Genomic DNA, 18,127 nt, shown 5'->3' with positions numbered 1-18,127 from the left:
GCGGCAACAGCGTGCCGCCGTCGTCAATCTATCAAGGGCGAGCCGGGGCGCGCTGATGAAATTGTGTTCAGAGGCGAGCGCGAGTGGAGGCCGCAGTCTGGCATGTGAAAAGCGTCACAGCGCATGGCCCGGCTCCGGCGAATTGGCCACCAGCCCGGTCACCATCGCCTTCACCATGGTCGCGATCTGCTCGCGGAGCGCCGCCACGGGCACGGCGATCAGCTTCTGCTCCAGCCCGAGCGCGACCATGCCGTGGACGGCCGAGAACAGGCTGCGTGCGGTGACGCTGATGTCGTCGAACGAGCGCTGCGGAAACAGCGCGGCCAGCGGCTGGTGGATGTGGCGGAACAGGTGCATCTGGTCGGCGATCGCCCAGTCCGGCAGCGGCTTGTCGGCCGGCATGCGATGCTCGAACAGCGCGCGCCATAGCTCGAGGTTGTGAGCGGCGAAATCGCAATAGGCAATCGCGATGCGCACCAGCGCCGCCTCCGGGCCGGGCGGGCCGGCGCTCTCGGCCGCCGACAGATCGGCGTCGAGCCGCGCCAGGGTGCGCGAGCCGACCATCAGCACCAGCTCGTCGACATCGGCGACGAGGTTGTAGACGGCGCCATTGGCAACGCCGATCTCCTGGGCGAGATCGCGCGTCTTCAGGCCGGCCAGACCCCTGGTCCGGACCATCCGCTCGGCCGCCTCGATCAGGGAATCGCGCTGTTTCGCTCGTCTTTCCAGTGTCTTGGACATCGGTCACCAAAATATTGAGCGATGCTCAAAATAGTTCTTGAGCAACGCTCAGGTTTGCGCTACAAGAAAACCCATGAGCGATGCTCATAACAGGGAGTTCACAATGTTCAAGACCGTTCTGACGCTGTTTCGGGGCACCGTCGCCGTCGCGGAGGAGGAGCTGCAGGATCGGACCGCGCTGGTGATCCTGGATCAGCAGATGCGCGATGCGGCCGCAGCCGTCGAGCGCAGCAAGCGCGCGCTGGCATTGGCCATCGCGCAGGACCAGCAGGAGGGCAAGCGGCTCGAGGCCACGCTGGCCCGGATCACCGATCTCGAGGTGCGCGCCACCGCCGCGCTCGATGGCGGCCGCGAGGATCTGGCCCGCGAGGCGGCTCAGGCGATCGCCGGGCTCGAGGCCGAGCGCGATGCCGCCAAGACCGCGCGGGCGCTGTTCGCCACCGAGATCGCGCGCTTGAAGAAGCACGTGTCGGGAGCCGAGGCGCGCATCGCCGAGCTCGACCGCGGCCGGCGCATCGCGCGTGCCGCGGAGGCGGTGCGGAATCTGCGCCGCGGCGGTATCGAGGCCGCGCGTCCCTACGAGTGCACGCTGCCCGAGGCCGAGGCGACCCTGAAGCGGCTGCGCGAGCGGCAGATGGAGGCCCAGGCTGCCGACGAGGCGCTGATGGAGCTCGACGCCGCCACGGGCCCGATCACCACGGCCGAGAAGCTCGCGGAGCAGGGCTTCGGCCCGCGCATCAAGACCACGGCGGACGACGTACTGGCGCGGCTGAAGGCCGGCCGCACTGCTCCGGCCAACTGATTTTCGTCATTTCCCGTTTCCCAACGCAACCAACCGAAATCCAAAGGAGCCGACCATGAACCAGAACACCCAGCCCCACAGCAGCGCCTTCATCACCTTCTCCTACGCCTCTTTCGGCGCGTCCGCTTTCCTCGTCGCGCTCGGCGTCTTCTTCATGCCGATCGATCTCTGGATGAAGGGCTATCTGACGATGGGGATCGTCATGCTGGTGCAGACCTGCGTCACCCTGACCAAGACGCTGCGGGACCGCCACGAGAGCGGCAAGCTCGTCAACCGCATCGAGGACGCCCGCGCCGAGCGCCTGCTGATGGAGGTGTCGAAGGCGGCGTGAGGCGTGGCTCTTGGCCTCTCTTTGCCCTCCAGGAGAGGCCGGTGCGCGGGGCGCCCCTCACCCCAACCCTCTCCCCGTGAAGAACGGGGAGAGGGAGCGCAGTCCGACCGGAGTGGGCAGTCTGCGCTGATGAATCGGCGTCAGTATGATGGATTGCTCTCCGAGCAAGAATTGATCGACACACTAGGACTGATGGGCGACGGCCAACGCTACGGCGCCGGTCTGCTCCCTCTCCCCGTTCTTCACGGGGAGAGGGCTGGGGTGAGGGGCAGCCACACACGGGCAGACTTTGTTGCAACGACCATCGTTCAAGCTGCGTTTACCGTGCTGACGGCCTGGCCGCTCGGCGTGATCGCGTGTTAACGCCCGCGGCGCATATGACGCGAAAGGCAGGCAAGGCTCCGGCGAGCCAGCTGCGTTGGCGCCGGGCGGATGAGGGGAATGAACATCGTCGCAGCGGCCAGGCGGATCCGAGCGAACATCGGCTTCTGGCTGACAGCGCTGGGGCAGGAGGCGATGGACCTGTCGCTGCGCACCCATGCCGACCTGCGCACGCGCATCGTCGAGAGCCCGGGCACGACGTTGGATGACGCGGCGCTGGCCGCGCTGGTCGCCGACCTCCGCAGCATCGCCGGCAAGACGCTTGCGGCGGGGGATCTCACCTACGGCATCTTCTCAGGGCGGCGCGAGGCGCTTGCCCGCGCCATCATCACGCTGGTCTCCGACGCGGCGAGCGGCCGGCCGATTGCGTTCAACGCGCTCGCGGTGATGCAGGTTGCGCGCGATGGCGACACCCAGGACGTGATCCATCTTGGCCTCGTGATGGTCGATCCCGAGGCGCGCGGCAAAGGCCTGTCCGGCGTGCTCTATGGTCTCACCACCTTGCTGCTGTTCATCCGCGATGGCCTGCGGCCGAAATGGATCTCCAACGTCACCCAGGTGCCGGCGGTGGCCGGCATGGTCTGCGAGACCTTCTCCGACGTCTATCCGTCGCCGCAGTCCGAGGCGCGGCAGAGCTTCGATCACCTGCAGCTTGCGCGCGGCATCATGCGAGGACATCGCGCCGTGTTCGGCGTCGGCGACGAAGCCGGCTTCGATGAGGCGCGCTTCGTCATCACCAATGCCTATACCGGGGGCTCGGATGCGCTGAAGAAGACGTATGACGACGCGCCCAAGCACCGCGACGACGTCTACAACGAATTTTGCGCACGCGAGCTCGACTATCTCAGGGGCGACGACCTGCTGCAACTCGGCCGCATCGATCTCACCGCCGCCCGGCGCTATCTGCTGCGCGAGATCCCCTCCGGCTCGGTGCCGGCGCTGCTGGCGACCTCGGCCGTGCTGGCGCTGCAGCGGATGATCCTGCCGCTGCTGCACTGGCTCGACGACACCAGGGCCTTCGGCACCCTGCGTCCGCGTCGGCCGTCCAGCGAGGCCGTGCCATGATGCCGGGCGTGGTCGCCGATTCCGTCGTCAATCTCTGCGGCGCGATCGGCCTTGCGGTTGCCGCCGCCACGCTGCATCGGCGCGATCCCAGGGGACCGCTGACGGCGCGGCTGGTGGCGCTGCTGGCCGTCGTCGCCGCGCTGTTTCTGCTGCGCGGCATCGCCTGGTGGACCGACAGCGCGACGCTCGACCGCATCTCGTTGATCCCGGCGGCGCTGATCCCGCTCGGCGCCGTGATCGTGACCGAGGGCCTGCTGCGCAGGCATGTCCATCGCGGGCTGAAGGTCGCCACGGTGCTCGGCGGCCTCGTGCTCGCCCTGGCCGGTGCGCTTGGCCCGGTGGAGCTCGAAAACCACCACACGATGGTGTTGTCGGCCTTTCAGCTCGCGGGCTTCGCCGTCTGCGCCGTCCTGCTGCTCCGTCGCGATCGCCCGAGCCTCCTGGCCTGGGAGAATCGCGCCATCGATCGTGTCGCGTTCGGCGCCCTCATCGTCATTCCCTTCATCATCACCGATTTCCGCGTGCTGGCGCCGGGCATGCCGGTGCGGCTCGGCGCGCTCGGCGCGCTGCTGGCCGTGACCGCGATCCTGATCGCCGGCGCGAGCGCCGAGGCGCAGCGCCAGGGCGTGTGGCTGACATTGCTGCGGATCTCGGGGGCCGCCTTGCTCGGCGCCGCCGCGGCCGCGTTGTCGCCGGACGTCGACGCAACGCAACTCACGCGGTTCTGCGCGGTGGCGATCGCCGGCGTGCTCACGATCGGGCTGATGGGCGATGCCTTGCGCGCGGTGCTGGAGGCGCGCGAGCCGGGCGTCCTGGATTCGATCGGCGCATCGACCGCCATCACGCGCGACGAGCTGATTGCCGAGCTCACCCGCCAGCCGGTCTTCGAAAGCGCGCGCCGCTGTCGCGAGCCCGCGCTGGCCGGCTACGATCCGCCCGTCCTGCGCGACTTTCTCGCGTCACGACGCGTGCTGCGCCGGGCCGATGCGCCCTGGGGGCTGCCCGCGACCGATCCTGCCGTCGAGCGCATGGTGGCGCTGATGAATGCGCGGCATGCGACGCATGTGATCGTGCTGTCGCACCAGCCGGTCGATCTCATCGTGCTCGCGGTCTCGGTGATTGCGGCTGATCCGGCCACGGAAACCGCGCTCGCGCTGGTCAGGCGCCTGCTGCTGCAGGCGCCCGAGGCATCCGCGGATCACGCCCACATGTGATGATGCTGATGGTGCGACATGTCGATCACCGGGGCCTCCACGAGCTGCGCATCGATGACGGCCGCCGCTGCGCCTGCGCTGACCTGTGAGACGTGCGCCGCCGTCGGCAGCATGATCACGTTCGAGGCCGGCGCGGCCAGAATGTCCGCGAGCACGGCCGCGGTATCGGCGCTCGCATCCGCGGCACTGGCAATGGCGGCCGCAGCGCCGCCCGTGGTCGCCAGCACCTGCGCGATCGTGGTGCCGTTGACATCATAATCGCCGCCATTGACCGGAATGTTGTTGCCGCCGACATCGGCCGCGTTCTGGTGCATCTGGTCGGCGGCCGCGGCGACGAGAGCCTTGTTGCCGGTCTGGAAGCCCTCGAGGATCTTGGCGATCTCCGCGCCGAGCGTGCTCTGGTCGCCGAGCAGCTCGTTGTCGAAGCGAGCCTGGAAAATGCCGCCTTGCGCCGCGTCGAAATCGGTGACGTCCTTCTTGAACACCATCAGGTCGGCGGTGACCTTGGCCATCGCCGCGGCATCGCCGGCATTGACGGCGGCGATCGCCGCCTTGCCGAGCGCGTTGGACTGGGCGATGAACATGGCCCAGAAATCGGTCTGCGCCTGGTTGTCCTGATAGGCCGGCGTCGGATTGAGGAAATCGCCGAAGCCGGTCCAGCCGTTGAGGCCGTTCTGCTGCGCCATGTTGGCGAGGTTGGTGTCGCCGGCGACGATGTCGATGATGTCGAGGAAGTCGTCGTTCAGCGCGCGGCCGATATCGACATTGCCCGCCGCGCCGTTGATGTGGGTGTTGACCAGCGCCAGCTGGTCGATGATGGCGAGCGCATGCACGCCGGTGAGGCCGCCGAACTGCAGCGGATTGGCGGCGACCAGGGCATTGAGGCCGGCGATCAGCGCATCGACGTCGTCCTGGATGACGTCGACATTGCTGTCGTTGACGCCGCCGAGCAGCCGGTTGGCGGCATCGTTGAAGATCAGGCCGAGCTCGGCCAGCGTGCCCTTGGCGGCGGTTGCGGCCGTCACGCCTTCTGGCAGCAGCGCCGGCACTTGCAGGAAGCCGGTGACGCCGTCCGCATTGGTGGCCTTGGCCGCGAGCGTCGCATCATTGTTGACGACGTTGATGATGTCGAGATGCGCGTTGCGCAGCGCGGTCTCCGCCGCGGCAATGCTGCCGAACGCGCCGCCGCCGGTCACCGAAGCCATCGCGGCATCCTGCGCGATCGCGATGTCGGCGAGGATCTTGTTGACGCTGGTGAGCGTCTGGCCGCAGAACTGGCCGGCCGCGACCATGGCCTTCAGGCCGTCCTGAATCACGGTGAGATCGCCCGTGTAGTTGTAGACGCTGCCGAGCCCCTGGCCGCCTTCGTCGACCACGTTGCGCCACAGCCCGCCTTCGAGAAACCGCGTCGCGTCGTTGAACACCACGCCGAGATCGACAAAGCCGAGCGCGGGCGGCGTCGGGGTCGGAGGCGTCGGTGTCGGCGGCGTGGGGGGCTGCGGCGCCGGCTGGCAATGATGATTGTGATGATTGTGGTGGTGATGATGGTGGTGGTCGTGATGATGGTGTTCGTGGTGACTGTCGTGATGATGGTGGTGATGGCGCGACATGACCGACGTACTCCCATGGCTGCGCACCGACGCATGTCCGCCGGCGCAAGGCGTCGCGGCGGATGTGGTGCGGGTGGTCATGCCATTTGCCGCCTGCTTCGTGGCCGCTTCGCGCAAGCATTGTGGAATGCCTCTGCGTCAGATTGTCGTGCGGCGTCGGGCGGGCGTCGGCCATCCCTGCTACGCTTGACGAATCCCCCGCCGCGAACGTCGCAAACGGCGGGCGCGGCGCGGCCGTGGCCGCAAATGCAATTGTTGCAAGAGATTTCTTCGCCACGATTGGGCGCCTCGCGACGGAGGCGGGCGATGCGCCGGCCGCCTTTGCGGCGATCCGACGCGTCGGGAACCCGCAAGGGGCGCCATCCGACGTCACACTGCGATGCGGCGGTGTGGCCCGATCATGGCGATTTCTTTACGAAGGCCGCGAACGCGTCGGTGTAGTCGGCGTGCCAGCGCGACAGCGGCGGCCGGTTCTCGACGATGTCGCCGGCCGCCCACAGGATGCGCCGCTCGTCCAGCGCGCGCGGCACGTCGTTGTCGGGGCACAGTACGTAGAAGTCACCGGCCGCGACGTGGTCCAGCATGAAGTCGACGGTCTGCTCCGGCGTCCATGCGGCGGCAGGCTTCTCGATCCGGCCATTGGCGGTCAGCGGCGTGAACACGAAGCCGGGGATGAACAGATGCGCCGTCACCTGGCAGTTTGGCGTGCTGCGCAGCTCGTGCTGCAGCGCCTCGGTGAACGCCTTCACCCCGGCCTTGGAGACGTTGTAGGCGGGATCGCCGGGCGGCGTGGTGATGCCCTGCTTGGAGCCGGTGTTGATGATCAGCGCCGGTCGTCCTTGCGCGATCATGTTCGCTGCAAACACCTGCGAGCCGTGGATGATGCCCCACAGATTGACGCCGAGGATGCGCTGCCAATTGTCCTCCGGGCCGAACATCCTGCTGCCCGGCTGGATGCCGGCATTGTTCATCAGCACGTCGACCGTGCCGAACCGCGCGCGCACCGCCTGCTCGAGCGCGGCCACGCTGGCTCGGCTGCTGACATCGACCTTGGCCGTCATGACCGCAGCCTCGCCGCGCGTCGCGGCCGCTGTCAGCCGTGCGGCCGACTCGCGCAGGCGCGCCTCGTCGACGTCGGCGATGCAGACATTCATGCCGAGCCCGGCGAAGCGCAGCGCGGCGGCGAGGCCGATGCCGGAGGCGCCTCCGGTGACGACGGCAGTATGATCGGCAGACAGGGCAGGGTGGGGCACGGCAGCTTCTCCGGCAGGATGATGGATGAATGGTCTATGACGTCTGGACACGGCCGCAAGATCATTCGGCCGATCGCATGGCCGCTCTCATGGTTGCAACGCGAGACGGCGCCGCCCGGTTGCAGCCGCGCGCCTGGGGCGGCTATGAGACGGCCTTGCTGCCGCGGTCCTTCCTCGGCTTCTCGATATCGCTGCGCAGTGCCGCGAGATCCTTCCTGACGGCCGAGGCCGCGTCGCGCTCGATGCGGCGGTAACGTTCGACCAGCTGCTCGCCGAATGCGGTCAGCGCCGCGCCGCCGCCGTTCCGGCCGCCGGTCTGGCGCGCCACTGCCGGCTGGCGGCATACCCGGTTGATCTCGTCGACGAGATCCCACGCCCGCTTGTACGACATCTCCATCGCGCGCCCCGCCGCCGAGATCGAGCCGTGGCGCTCGATGTTCTCGAGCAGCGTGATCTTGCCCGGCCCGATCCGGCTGCCATCATCGAGGTCGATGCGCAGGCTGAGGGACGGCAGGGCGGTCGGTTTCGGCATGGATGGTCTGCTCGCGCAAGGGGCTGGCGGACATTGCCACTACCAGCTTTTGCGAACAAGATGACCGCAATCGGCGCATGGTCGAATGAAATTGGGGGAGAAATGCCGGCTGCACTGTTTTCACCGCTTCACATCGGTCCCTATCGCCTGAAGCATCGCGTCGTGATGGCGCCGCTGACACGGATGCGCGCCGACAAGGCCACGCTCGCGCCACGGCCGCTCAACGTCGAATACTACGCGCAGCGCGCGACGCCGGGCGGACTGATCATTGCCGAAGCCTCGCCGGTGCTGCCGACCGGCACCGGCAGTCCGAACGTGCCCGGGATCTACAGCGAGGCGCAGGTCGCCGGCTGGAAGCAGGTCGTCGATGCGGTGCATGCCAAGGGCGGGATCATCTTCCTGCAGCTGTGGCATGTCGGCCGCGTGTCGCATTCCTCGTTCCAGCCCGGCGGCGCGCTGCCGGTGGCGCCGTCGGCGATCGCGATCGGCGACGATCTCAAGGCGATGACGGCTGACGGCAAGCTCGCAGCCTACGAGACGCCGCGTGCGCTCGAGACCGACGAGATCCCCGCGCTGGTCGCGGCCTACGGCCAGGCTGCGCGCAACGCCATCGCCGCGGGCTTCGACGGCGTCGAGGTGCACGGCGCGAACGGCTATCTGATCGAGCAGTTCCTGCAGAGCCGCAGCAACCAGCGCACCGACCGCTATGGCGGCGGAATCGAGAACCGCTGCCGCTTCCTGCTCGAGGTGACGCAGGCCGTGATCGCAGCCTGCGGCGCCGATAAGGTCGGCGTGCGGCTGTCGCCCTACGGCATCGCCAACGGCTCCGGCGAGGCCGATCCGATGCCGCTCTATACGCACGCGATCGAGGCGCTGAACAAGCTCGGCATCGCCTATCTGCACCTGATCGAGCCGCGCTCCTCCGGCGCTGGCCGCGCCGACGTCAACTGGCAGAACGTGCCGTCGGCGATTGCCCTGTTCCGACCGATCTGGAAGGGCGTGCTGATCGGTGCCGGCGGCTTCACCGGCGAGCCGGCCGAAGCCGCCATCGCCGGCGGCCAGGCCGACGCCATCGCCTTCGGTCGCTACTTCATTTCCAACCCGGACCTGCCCGCACGCCTGCAGCACGGCTGGCCGCTGACGCCCTACAACCGCCCGACCTTCTACGGCGGCGAGGAGAAGGGCTACACGGATTATCCGGTGTATGACGCGACGGTGAACGCGTAGTCCGCTCCTTCCACCGTCATTGCGAAGAGCCAGGATCCAAGCTTTTCGCCCGTCTGCTTCCACGTCGTCATGCCCGGGCTTGTCCCGGGCATCCACGTCCTTCCACGCGTGCCGACCGACGTGGATGGCCGGGACAAGCCCGGCCATGACGCGGTGAGAGTTTGCCATAACAAACAAGGCCGCATTGCTCGGAGCAAGCCTCATGAAAAACCGCACCGCCGGACGCTCGGCCTTCCTCGCGCTGCTCAAGGACGAGGGCATCACGCATCTGTTCGGCAATCCCGGCACGACCGAGTTGCCGGTCATGCACGCGCTGAAGGATCATCCCGATCTCACCTACGTCATGGCGATGCAGGAGAGCCTCGTGGTGGCGATCGCCGACGGCTACAGCCGCGCGTCCGGCCGCCTCGTCGCCTGCAACGTCCATGTCGCACCCGGCCTCGGCAATGCGATGGGCGCCCTCTACAACGCGCAGTTCACGGGAACGCCGATGATCCTGACTGCCGGCCAGCAGGAGCAGGGCCACGGCCTGATGGAGCCGCTGCTCTATGGCCCGCTGGTGCGCATGGCCGAGCCGCTGGTGAAATGGGCGGTCGAGGTGACGAGGCTCGAGGACCTGCCGCGCATCGTCCGCCGCGCTGCCAAGGTCGCGACCACGCCGCCCACGGGGCCGGTGTTCATCTCGTTGCCCGGCGACATCCTCAATGCCGAGGCCGGCATCGAGCTCGGCCGCTCGACGCGAGTCGATGCCCGCGTGCAGCCGTCGGCGGCGGCGCTGGAGGCGCTGGCGCAGCGGATTCTGAAGGCGCAGCGGCCGGTGATCATCGCCGGCGACGAGATCGTCAAGAGCGATGCGCTGCAGGCTGCCGCCGAGTTCGCGTCGGTGTTAGGTGCTCCGGTGCATCAGCAGTCCGCGCCCTATGGCGCGCACTTCCTGTCCGAGCATCCCTGCTACATCGGCTCGCTGTCGCGCGCGCAGAAGCAGGTGCGGGATCTGCTCGCTCCGCACGATCTGCTGATCGTGCTCGGCGCCGATCCCTTGCGGATGTCCGTCCACAGCGAGATCGAGCCGTTGCCGGAGGGCCTGCCGATCGTGCAGATCGGTCTGGTCGATTGGGAGCTGGGAAAGAATTTCGGCGCCGAGATTGCGCTCAAGGCCGACGTTCGCGAGACCCTTCAGCAACTCACCCCGCGGCTGCGCGAACTCGGCGGCTCGGCCCTGCAAGCCACGGCGCAGGCGCGCGTCGCGGAGCTGTCCTCGAAGAACTGGAGCGCGCGACGCCGGACGCTGACGGCGCAGATCGAAACGGCGCGCGACAAGGCGCCGATCGATCCCGACTATCTGGCGCTGCAGGTCGCCGAGGCGATGCCGGAGCACGGCATCCTGGTCGACGAGGGCCTGACCTCGGCGCGCTACATGACGGCGCTGTGGCCGTATCGCGACCGCTACAATTATCACGGCCTCGCCTCCGGCGGCATCGGCTGGGGCCTGCCGGCCTCGGTCGGCGTCAGCCTGGCCAATCCCGACCGCCCGGTGGTGTGCTACTCCGGCGACGGCAGCGCGATGTACTCGATCCAGGCGCTGTGGACGGCGGCCCATCACAAGCTGCCGCTGTCGGTCGTCATCGTCAACAATGGCGGCTACCGCATCATCAAGCAGCGGCTGCTGTCGTTCCACGGCGACGACAACTACATCGGCATGGACTTTGTCGATCCGCCGGTCGATTTCGCCGGGCTGGCAAAGTCGCTCGGCTGCGAGTCGATGCGGATCAGCGATCCCGGTCAGCTGAAGCCCGTACTCTCCGACGCCTTCCGCCGTCCCGGGGCCAAGCTGATCGAGGTGATGGTCAGCAACGCGGTGAATTGAGCAGGCGTCAAGCTGAGAGGGGCGGTCCATCCACGACCACAGTCGTCATTCCGCGGCACGCGGGTCCACGACCCGCGTGAGCCCGGAATCCATACTCACAGTCGGATTTCTGGAAGCGGGATGGACATGACCTCTGTCTCTCCTCATGACCGCCTGTGGCTATGGATTCCGGGCTCATCCAAGTGCCGGACGGCTTTGCCGTCCCGCACTTGGATGCCCCGGAATGACGACCTCACAAACAGCCTCCAACAAATCGCTTTACGAATACCCGAATATATGCTTTATTTCCGAAATCCCGCCTCCCACGGAGGGGCGCATCGCGATCGTCACGACACGCGAGGTGGGGAAGCGACGGCTGTCGGCATGCCGCAGCGTGGGGAAGCCTGCGCCGACGAACGGCATCTGGCGGACGTGAAGGCGTGTGGTCCTGGCACCCCGACGCTGGTGCCAAGTCGACGGGGGATGATCCCGCCGATGAGGGTGGCTATCAAGCCGGACACCGGGGAGAGCTCGCGATAAGCGTGAAAACCGTCGCGCGGGGAATGCCGGATGTTCGGCTGAACCTGTGGTGACTGCCGCCTGCTTATCTTTCTGCAGGCGGGCCATGGGTGAGGCCTTCACCCGGCATTCCCCGCGCCCTCTGTCTTGGGAGGGTGTTCATGGCAATCACTCGGGTGCGCAACGCACCGCGAGAACGAGAACGTTTGTGACGATGGACGCCGCGAGCAGTCAGCTCAGAGGCTAGCCCGAGCAGTGATCGAGTGGAGTTCGCGCCGGTTGGACGGTGCGCTCCCTCTCCCCGTTCTTCACGGGGAGAGGGTTGGGGTGAGGGGCAGCCGCACGGGAAGCGTTTGTGGAGAGACCTGTACCCCCTCACCCGCAAGCGGGGCGAGGTACACCGAGCGAGCCGCAGCACTTCTGGACACCGGTGCGCTCATCAAGTTCCGAAATCCGAGACTTGCCCGCCGTCCCACTGAATTCAAAGCCAGCCCCTTCCGCTCGCCTCCTGATCCCGATATGACGCCGCCTTCGTTGTGACTGGAAAAGCGCCATGACCAGGATTGATGCAATCGCCCGTGCCCGTCAGAGCCTGACGAGCGGTGACTTCTTGGCCGAGCTGGGCCGCCGGGTCGCCTATCGCACCGAGAGCCTCAATCCCGAGCGCAAGGACGAGCTCGCCGCCTATCTGACCAAGGAGCTGACGCCATCCTTCGCCGAGCTCGGCTTCACCTCCGAGATCGTGCCGTCGCCGAGCGGCCGTGCGCCGTTCCTGATCGCGACCTATCACGAGAGCGCCAGCGCCCCGACAGTGCTGAGCTACGGCCATGGTGACACCGTCGACGGCATGGCCGGCGAATGGCGCGATGGGCGCGATCCCTGGGCGGTGACGCCGGACGGCAACAGGCTTTATGGCCGCGGCACCGCCGACAACAAGGGCCAGCACAGCATCAACATCGCGGCACTGCGCGCGGTACGCGAGGCCCGCGGCGGCAAGCTCGGTTTCAATGCCAAGTTCATCATCGAGATGGGCGAGGAGATCGGCTCGCCCGACCTTGCCAAGGTCGCCGATCTCAAGCGCGAGGCGCTGAAGGCCGACGTCTTCATCGGCTCCGACGGCCCGCGGCTGTCGACCGCGCGTCCGACCATCTTTCTCGGCTGCCGCGGCGGCATCCGGCTGCATCTCGACGTCAATTTGCGCGAAGGCGGCAATCACTCCGGCAATTGGGGCGGCGTGCTCGCCAATCCCGCGACCATCCTCGCCAATGCCATAGCCACGCTGGTCGACGGCCAAGGCCGCATCAAGCTGGACTCGCTGAAGCCGCCGCGCCTTACCAATGCGATCCGTGCCATCCTCGCCGACGTGAAGGTCGAGCCGACCGCCGACGAGCCGGCGCTCTCGGACAATTGGGGCGAGGAGGGGCTGACGCCGGCGGAGCGGTTGTATGCCTGGAACACGCTCGAGGTGCTGGCGATCTCCTCGGGCAATATCGACAAGCCGGCGAACGCGATTCCCGGCCGCGCCCGTGCCGTGTTGCAACTGCGCTTCGTCGTCGGCACCAAGGTCGACACCATCGTCGAAGACGTGAAGGCCCATCTCGTCGCGCACGGCTTCCCGATGATCGAAGTCAGCATGACGCAAGGCTTCGCGGCCTCGCGCGCCGACATCGACAGCCCCTGGATCAAATGGGCTGCGGACTCGATCCGCATGAGCACCGGCAAGGCGCCAGCCGTGCTGCCGAACTTCGGCGGCTCGCTGCCGAACGACGTGTTTGCCGACGTGCTGAAGATGCCGACCATGTGGGTTCCGCACTCTTATCCCGGCTGCTCGCAGCACGCGCCGGACGAGCACATTCTGCTGGATGTCACGGAGGAGGCGCTGGGTCTGATGGCGGGGCTGTTCTGGGATCTGGGTGAGCTGCGGAAGCCGCTGTGAGGAGCAATCGCTGCGGTTCCGACTTTCGTCGGGTCGCCTCATCCCCGCGGCCTCCGTAGTTTACCATCACCGCGTTTGGCGCTGCGGCATAGGCCCGTCGGCCTTGTCGAAGGGGACGTCCGACAGGCAATTTGTCGCAAGCGTCCGAGAACTTCCCGCCGCGGGGCGGTCTATGGTGCCCGCGCTCTCCCGGCCGAAAGATCGTCCGAGGCTGGGGGGGCATTTTGAGTTTGTTGAAGTTCATGCAAGCATCCGGCGATCAGCCGGATTGAGGAGATACAGATGAAGCAGCTTCGCCTATTTGGTCTTGCCTTCGCCGCCGCGCTCTGCGCCGGCCAGGTGCAGGCCGAGGACCTGACGGGGACTTTGAAGAACATCAAGGAGACCGGCACCATCACGCTCGGCGTCCGCGACTCCTCGATCCCGTTCTCCTATCTCGATGACAGCCAGAAGCCGATCGGCTTCGCGATCGACATCTGCATGGGCATCGTCAATGCCGTGAAGAAGGAGCTCAAGCTCGACAAGCTCGAGGTCAAGCTCAACCCGGTGACGTCGTCGACCCGCATCCCGCTGCTCGCCAACGGCACCATCGATCTGGAATGCGGCTCGACCACCAACAATGCCGAGCGCCAGAAGCAGATCTCCTTCACCAACACCCACTTCCTGACGGCCAGCCGCTACGTCTCGAAGAAGGCGAGCAACATCACCAAGATCGATGATCTGAAGGGCAAGACGGTCGTGTCGACCGCCGGCACCACCAACATCAAGCAGCTCACCGAGGCCAATGCCGCGCGCAGCCTCGGCATCAACATCATCCCGGCCAAGGATCACGCCGAGGCTTTCCTGATGGTCGAGACCGACCGCGCGGTGGCCTTCGTGATGGACGACATCCTGCTGTCGAGCCTCGTCGCCGGGTCGAAGGATCCCGCCGCCTACGTCATCTCGAGCGACGCGTTCTCCAAGCCGGAGCCCTACGGCATCATGCTGCGCAAGGACGACCCGCAGTTCAAGAAGGTCGTCGATGCCGCCACCGCCAAGATCTACACCAGCGGTGAGGGCGCCAAGCTGTACGACAAGTGGTTCATGCAGAAGATCCCGCCGAAGGGCCTGAACCTGAACACCCCGATGTCGGCCGAGCTGAAGGCCGAGTTCGCCAAGCCGTCGGACTCGCCGGATCCGGAATCGTACAAGCCGTAAGCTGCTCTCTCCAATTGCGGCTGCCGCGTGATGCAGCTCGCAAAGCTTGGACTCGAGCCGTCGCCGCGGCGACGCTCTACACCCTCTCCCCGTACTTACGGGGAGAGGGTGCGTGCTGCCGGCTCGGCAGCCGTCGGGCTATGAGCTGGAGTGAATAGGGCAACACTGGCCCATCGATTGCATCAGCCGGATGGAATGAGCTTGATCCGATGACCCCGATCATATCAGCTGATCGCATCGGCTCAGTGCTGAGCTAACCCTTTCAGGACACCCCCGTGAACTACACCTGGAACTGGCACATCTTCCTGGAGCCGAACCCGACCGGGGCCGGCACCTATTTCGACATGCTGCTGGCGGGGCTGAAGGTCACGATCGTGACCTCGCTGTCGGCTTGGGTGATCGCGCTGATCTTTGGCACGTTCGTCGGCATCCTGCGCTCGCTGCCGTCCAAGCTCGCGACCTGGATCGGTTTTCTCTACGTCGAATTCTTCCGCAACATGCCGCTGCTGGTGCAGCTGTTCCTGTGGTTCTTCGTGCTGCCGGAGCTGTTGCCTCGCACCGCCGGTCTGTGGCTGAAGCAGCTGCCCAATGCGCCGTTCTATACGGCGGCTGTCGGGATCGGCCTTTTCATGTCGGCGCGCGTCGCCGTGCAGCTTGCGGCAGGCATCGGCTCGCTGCCGCGCGGCCAGAAGATGGCGGCGACCGCGCTCGGCCTCACCACCTTGCAGACCTATCGCTACGTGCTGCTGCCGATGGCGTTCCGCATCATCCTGCCGCCGTTGACATCCGAATTCCTCAACACCGTCAAGAACAGCGCGGTTGCGATCACCATCGGCCTGATCGAGCTGACGGGGGCTGCGCGCGCGATGCAGGAATTCTCGTTCCAGGTGTTCGAGGCGTTCAGCGCCGCCACGCTGATGTATCTCGTCATCAACGTCATCGTCGTGATCGGCATGCGGCTGCTCGAACGCGCCGTGGCGATCCCCGGCTACATCACGGGCAAATGAGATGCTGGCCAATTTCGATTTCGATGTCATCCGCCGCTCGCTGAGCTATCTGTTCATCGACGGCATGACCTTCACCCTGACGCTGACCGCGCTGTCGGCGACGGGCGGCTTGATCTTCGGCACGCTGATCGCGCTGATGCGGCTATCAGGCTATCGCGTGATGGGCTGGATCGCCGGGCTCTATGTCGACTTCATGCGCTCGCTGCCGCTGGTGCTGGTGATCTTCTGGTTCTACTTTCTGGTCCCCTATATCGGGCAGTGGATCACCGGCTCGTCGCGCCCGATCAAGGTCGGCGCCTTCGCCTCGTCGCTGATCACCTTCATCATGTTCGAGGCGGCGTATTTCTCCGAGATCATGCGCGCCGGCATCCAGTCGATCTCGCGCGGCCAGCCTGCCGCGGCCTCCGCGCTCGGCCTGACCTATGCGCAGACCATGCGCTACGTCGTGCTGCCGCAGGCGTTCCGCAACATGCTGCCGGTGCTGCTGACCCAGACCATCGTGCTGTTCCAGGACACGTCGCTGGTCTATGTGCTCTCGATCCCCGACTTCCTCGGCGCCGCCTCCAAGGTCGCGCAGCGCGACGGCCGTCTGGTCGAGATGTATCTGTTCGCAGCCCTGATCTACTTCACCATCTCCTGCATCGCGTCCTACGGCGTCCGCCGCCTGCAGTCGCGCATCGCCATCATCAGGTAGTCGGCTCCCATGATCGAAATCAGCCACGTCAACAAATGGTACAGCCCGAGCTTCCAGGTGCTGAAGGATTGCACCACCTCCGTCGCCAAGGGCGAGGTCGTGGTGGTCTGCGGCCCCTCGGGCTCGGGCAAGTCGACCCTGATCAAATGCGTCAATGCGCTGGAGCCGTTCCAGGACGGCTCGATCACGATCGACGGCCTCAAGGTCAATGATTCCAAGACCAATCTGCCGAAGCTTCGCTCGCGCGTCGGCATGGTGTTCCAGCATTTCGAGCTGTTTCCGCATCTGAAGATCATCGACAATCTCTGCCTCGCCCAGCAGAAGGTGCTGGGACGCGGCCGCGAGGAAGCGATAGCCAAGGGCAGGAAGCTGCTGGAGCGCGTCGGGCTGAAGGAGCAGGCGGATAAGTTTCCGGCGCAGCTCTCCGGCGGCCAGCAGCAGCGCGTGGCGATCGCGCGTGCGCTCGCCATGGACCCGATCGCGATGCTGTTCGACGAGCCGACCTCCGCGCTCGACCCGGAGATGATCAGCGAGGTGCTCGACGTCATGGTCGATCTCGCGCGCGAGGGCATGACCATGATGGTGGTCACCCACGAGATGGGCTTTGCCAGGAAGGTCGCCCACCGCGTCATCTTCATGGACCGCGGCGAGATCGTCGAGGATGCCAAGAAGGACGAGTTCTTCGGCCAGCCCCGCAGCGAGCGCGCGCAGCAGTTCCTGTCGAAGATCCTGTCGCATTGAGCGGGCCCGTCATTCCGGGGCCCCCGCAGGGCGAACCCGGAATCTCGAGATTCCGGGTTCGATGCTCCGCATCGCCCCGGAATGACGTCGAGAGAAGCGACTAGCGCACGCAATGATAGTGCGAGCGCCGATGAAAGAAGGAGACACGCCTTGGACCCGATCGCTTACGTCAACGGTGCCTTCGTGCCGCTCTCCGAGGCCAAGGTCTCGGTGCTCGATCGCGGCTTCCTGTTCGCCGACGGCATCTATGAAGTGGCGGCCGTGCTCGACGGCAAGCTGGTCGACAGCGCCTCGCACCTTGCCCGTCTGGAGCGGTCCGTCAGCGAGATCGGCCTCGCGCTGCCGGAGAGTCTGTCGCGCATCGAAGAGCTGCAGAAGGAGCTTGTCGCACGCAATCGGCTGGACCAGGGCATGGTCTACCTGCAGGTCACGCGCGGCGCCGACAAAGGCCGCGACTTCCCGTTTCCGAAGGGCGACGTCAAGCCGACCCTGGTGATGTTCGTGACTGCGAAAAACATCGTCGATGCGTCCTCGGCCAGGACCGGCATCGGCGTCATCACCGTGCCGGACATCCGCTGGGCGCGCCGCGACATCAAGAGCGTGGCGCTGCTGGCGCAGGTGCTGGCGAAACAGGCGGCAGCAGTTGCCGGTGCGGGCGAAGCCTGGATGGTCGAGGACGGCCACGTCACCGAGGGCGGGTCGTCGTCGGCCTTCATCCTGACCCAGGACGACGTCATCGTCACCAGGCCGAACTCCAACGCCATCCTTCCGGGCTGCACCCGCAAGGCCGTGGTCAAGCTCGCCGAGGAGCGCCAGCTCAAGATCGAGGAGCGGCTGTTCACGGTCGCCGAAGCGCTCGGGGCCAAGGAGGCCTTCATCACCAGCGCGAGCTCGTTCGTGCAGCCGGTCGTCACGATCGACGGCAAGCCCGTCGGCGACGGCAAGGTGGGACCAGTGGCAACGCGGCTGCGCGAGATCTATGTCGATTTTGCGCGGTCGACGGCTGTGTAGTTCGGCGACAGAGCAGGTGC

The 18,127-nt window shown here is 66.4% G+C and carries 16 protein-coding genes; 12 read left to right on the top strand and 4 right to left on the bottom strand.

What is annotated here, in order from left to right; translation table 11 throughout:
* Positions 1 to 114 precede the first annotated feature (114 nt).
* Entirely contained in the window at positions 115 to 741 is a 627-nt protein-coding gene (locus QXZ94_RS19905; protein ID WP_315721842.1) for a TetR/AcrR family transcriptional regulator, read from the bottom strand.
* A gap of 103 nt (positions 742 to 844) precedes the next feature.
* Between QXZ94_RS19905 and QXZ94_RS19900 the strand changes: the two genes are divergently transcribed.
* The 4 genes from QXZ94_RS19900 (at position 845) to QXZ94_RS19885 (ending at position 4,534) form a co-directional block, all read left to right on the top strand.
* Positions 845 to 1,543 carry a PspA/IM30 family protein gene (locus tag QXZ94_RS19900; RefSeq protein WP_315721841.1) on the top strand — a complete coding sequence of 233 codons (699 nt, stop codon included), beginning with the start codon at positions 845 to 847 and terminating at the stop codon, positions 1,541 to 1,543.
* Between the two features lie 55 nt (positions 1,544 to 1,598).
* Complete coding sequence (locus QXZ94_RS19895) at positions 1,599 to 1,874, top strand: YiaA/YiaB family inner membrane protein (RefSeq protein ID WP_315721840.1); 276 nt, start codon at positions 1,599 to 1,601, stop codon at positions 1,872 to 1,874.
* Between the two features lie 441 nt (positions 1,875 to 2,315).
* On the top strand, positions 2,316 to 3,320 hold the full coding sequence (locus QXZ94_RS19890) for a hypothetical protein (RefSeq protein WP_315721839.1): 1,005 nt from the start codon (positions 2,316 to 2,318) through the stop codon (positions 3,318 to 3,320).
* Entirely contained in the window at positions 3,320 to 4,534 is a 1,215-nt protein-coding gene (locus tag QXZ94_RS19885; protein WP_315726391.1) for a hypothetical protein, read from the top strand. Before QXZ94_RS19890 ends, QXZ94_RS19885 begins: the two co-directional genes overlap by 1 nt.
* Here QXZ94_RS19885 and QXZ94_RS19880 read toward each other — a convergent pair.
* From QXZ94_RS19880 to QXZ94_RS19870, 3 genes are all read right to left on the bottom strand, one after another.
* Positions 4,519 to 6,144 carry a hypothetical protein gene (locus QXZ94_RS19880; RefSeq protein ID WP_315721838.1) on the bottom strand — a complete coding sequence of 542 codons (1,626 nt, stop codon included), beginning with the start codon at positions 6,142 to 6,144 and terminating at the stop codon, positions 4,519 to 4,521. The two genes, QXZ94_RS19885 and QXZ94_RS19880, sit on opposite strands and share 16 nt — an antisense overlap.
* Positions 6,145 to 6,542: 398 nt before the next feature.
* Positions 6,543 to 7,397 (bottom strand): SDR family NAD(P)-dependent oxidoreductase, encoded by an 855-nt coding sequence (locus QXZ94_RS19875; protein WP_315721837.1) that lies wholly within the window; start codon positions 7,395 to 7,397, stop codon positions 6,543 to 6,545.
* A gap of 142 nt (positions 7,398 to 7,539) precedes the next feature.
* Entirely contained in the window at positions 7,540 to 7,929 is a 390-nt protein-coding gene (locus QXZ94_RS19870; protein ID WP_315721836.1) for a winged helix-turn-helix domain-containing protein, read from the bottom strand.
* Positions 7,930 to 8,031: 102 nt separating this feature from the next.
* On the opposite strand from QXZ94_RS19870, the gene QXZ94_RS19865 reads away from it, so the two are divergent.
* From QXZ94_RS19865 to QXZ94_RS19830, 8 genes are all read left to right on the top strand, one after another.
* Positions 8,032 to 9,156 carry an alkene reductase gene (locus QXZ94_RS19865; RefSeq protein WP_315721835.1) on the top strand — a complete coding sequence of 375 codons (1,125 nt, stop codon included), beginning with the start codon at positions 8,032 to 8,034 and terminating at the stop codon, positions 9,154 to 9,156.
* Between the two features lie 202 nt (positions 9,157 to 9,358).
* Positions 9,359 to 11,023, top strand: coding sequence for a thiamine pyrophosphate-binding protein (locus QXZ94_RS19860; protein WP_315721834.1), 1,665 nt, complete (start codon positions 9,359 to 9,361; stop codon positions 11,021 to 11,023).
* 1,051 nt (positions 11,024 to 12,074) lie between these two features.
* The gene (locus tag QXZ94_RS19855) at positions 12,075 to 13,457 is read left to right on the top strand and encodes a M20 family metallopeptidase (RefSeq protein ID WP_315721833.1); all 1,383 of its coding nucleotides are present in this window, start codon (positions 12,075 to 12,077) and stop codon (positions 13,455 to 13,457) included.
* A 282-nt stretch (positions 13,458 to 13,739) separates the two neighbouring features.
* Positions 13,740 to 14,654, top strand: a complete 915-nt coding sequence (locus QXZ94_RS19850) for an amino acid ABC transporter substrate-binding protein (RefSeq protein WP_315721832.1) — start codon at positions 13,740 to 13,742, stop codon at positions 14,652 to 14,654.
* Between the two features lie 275 nt (positions 14,655 to 14,929).
* Positions 14,930 to 15,661, top strand: a complete 732-nt coding sequence (locus tag QXZ94_RS19845; protein WP_315721831.1) for an amino acid ABC transporter permease — start codon at positions 14,930 to 14,932, stop codon at positions 15,659 to 15,661.
* 1 nt (position 15,662) lies between these two features.
* Complete coding sequence (locus QXZ94_RS19840) at positions 15,663 to 16,355, top strand: amino acid ABC transporter permease (protein WP_315721830.1); 693 nt, start codon at positions 15,663 to 15,665, stop codon at positions 16,353 to 16,355.
* Between the two features lie 9 nt (positions 16,356 to 16,364).
* Positions 16,365 to 17,096 carry an amino acid ABC transporter ATP-binding protein gene (locus QXZ94_RS19835; protein ID WP_315721829.1) on the top strand — a complete coding sequence of 244 codons (732 nt, stop codon included), beginning with the start codon at positions 16,365 to 16,367 and terminating at the stop codon, positions 17,094 to 17,096.
* A 150-nt stretch (positions 17,097 to 17,246) separates the two neighbouring features.
* Entirely contained in the window at positions 17,247 to 18,107 is an 861-nt protein-coding gene (locus QXZ94_RS19830; protein ID WP_315721828.1) for a D-amino-acid transaminase, read from the top strand.
* Positions 18,108 to 18,127 lie beyond the last annotated feature (20 nt).

Origin of the sequence: Bradyrhizobium sp. SZCCHNS2022 (assembly GCF_032377575.1) — a bacterium.
Classification (GTDB): Bacteria; Pseudomonadota; Alphaproteobacteria; order Rhizobiales; family Xanthobacteraceae; genus Bradyrhizobium; species Bradyrhizobium aeschynomenes.
Note: the sequence above shows the minus strand (reverse complement) of the source record. Positions and strands in the feature narration are given on the sequence as shown.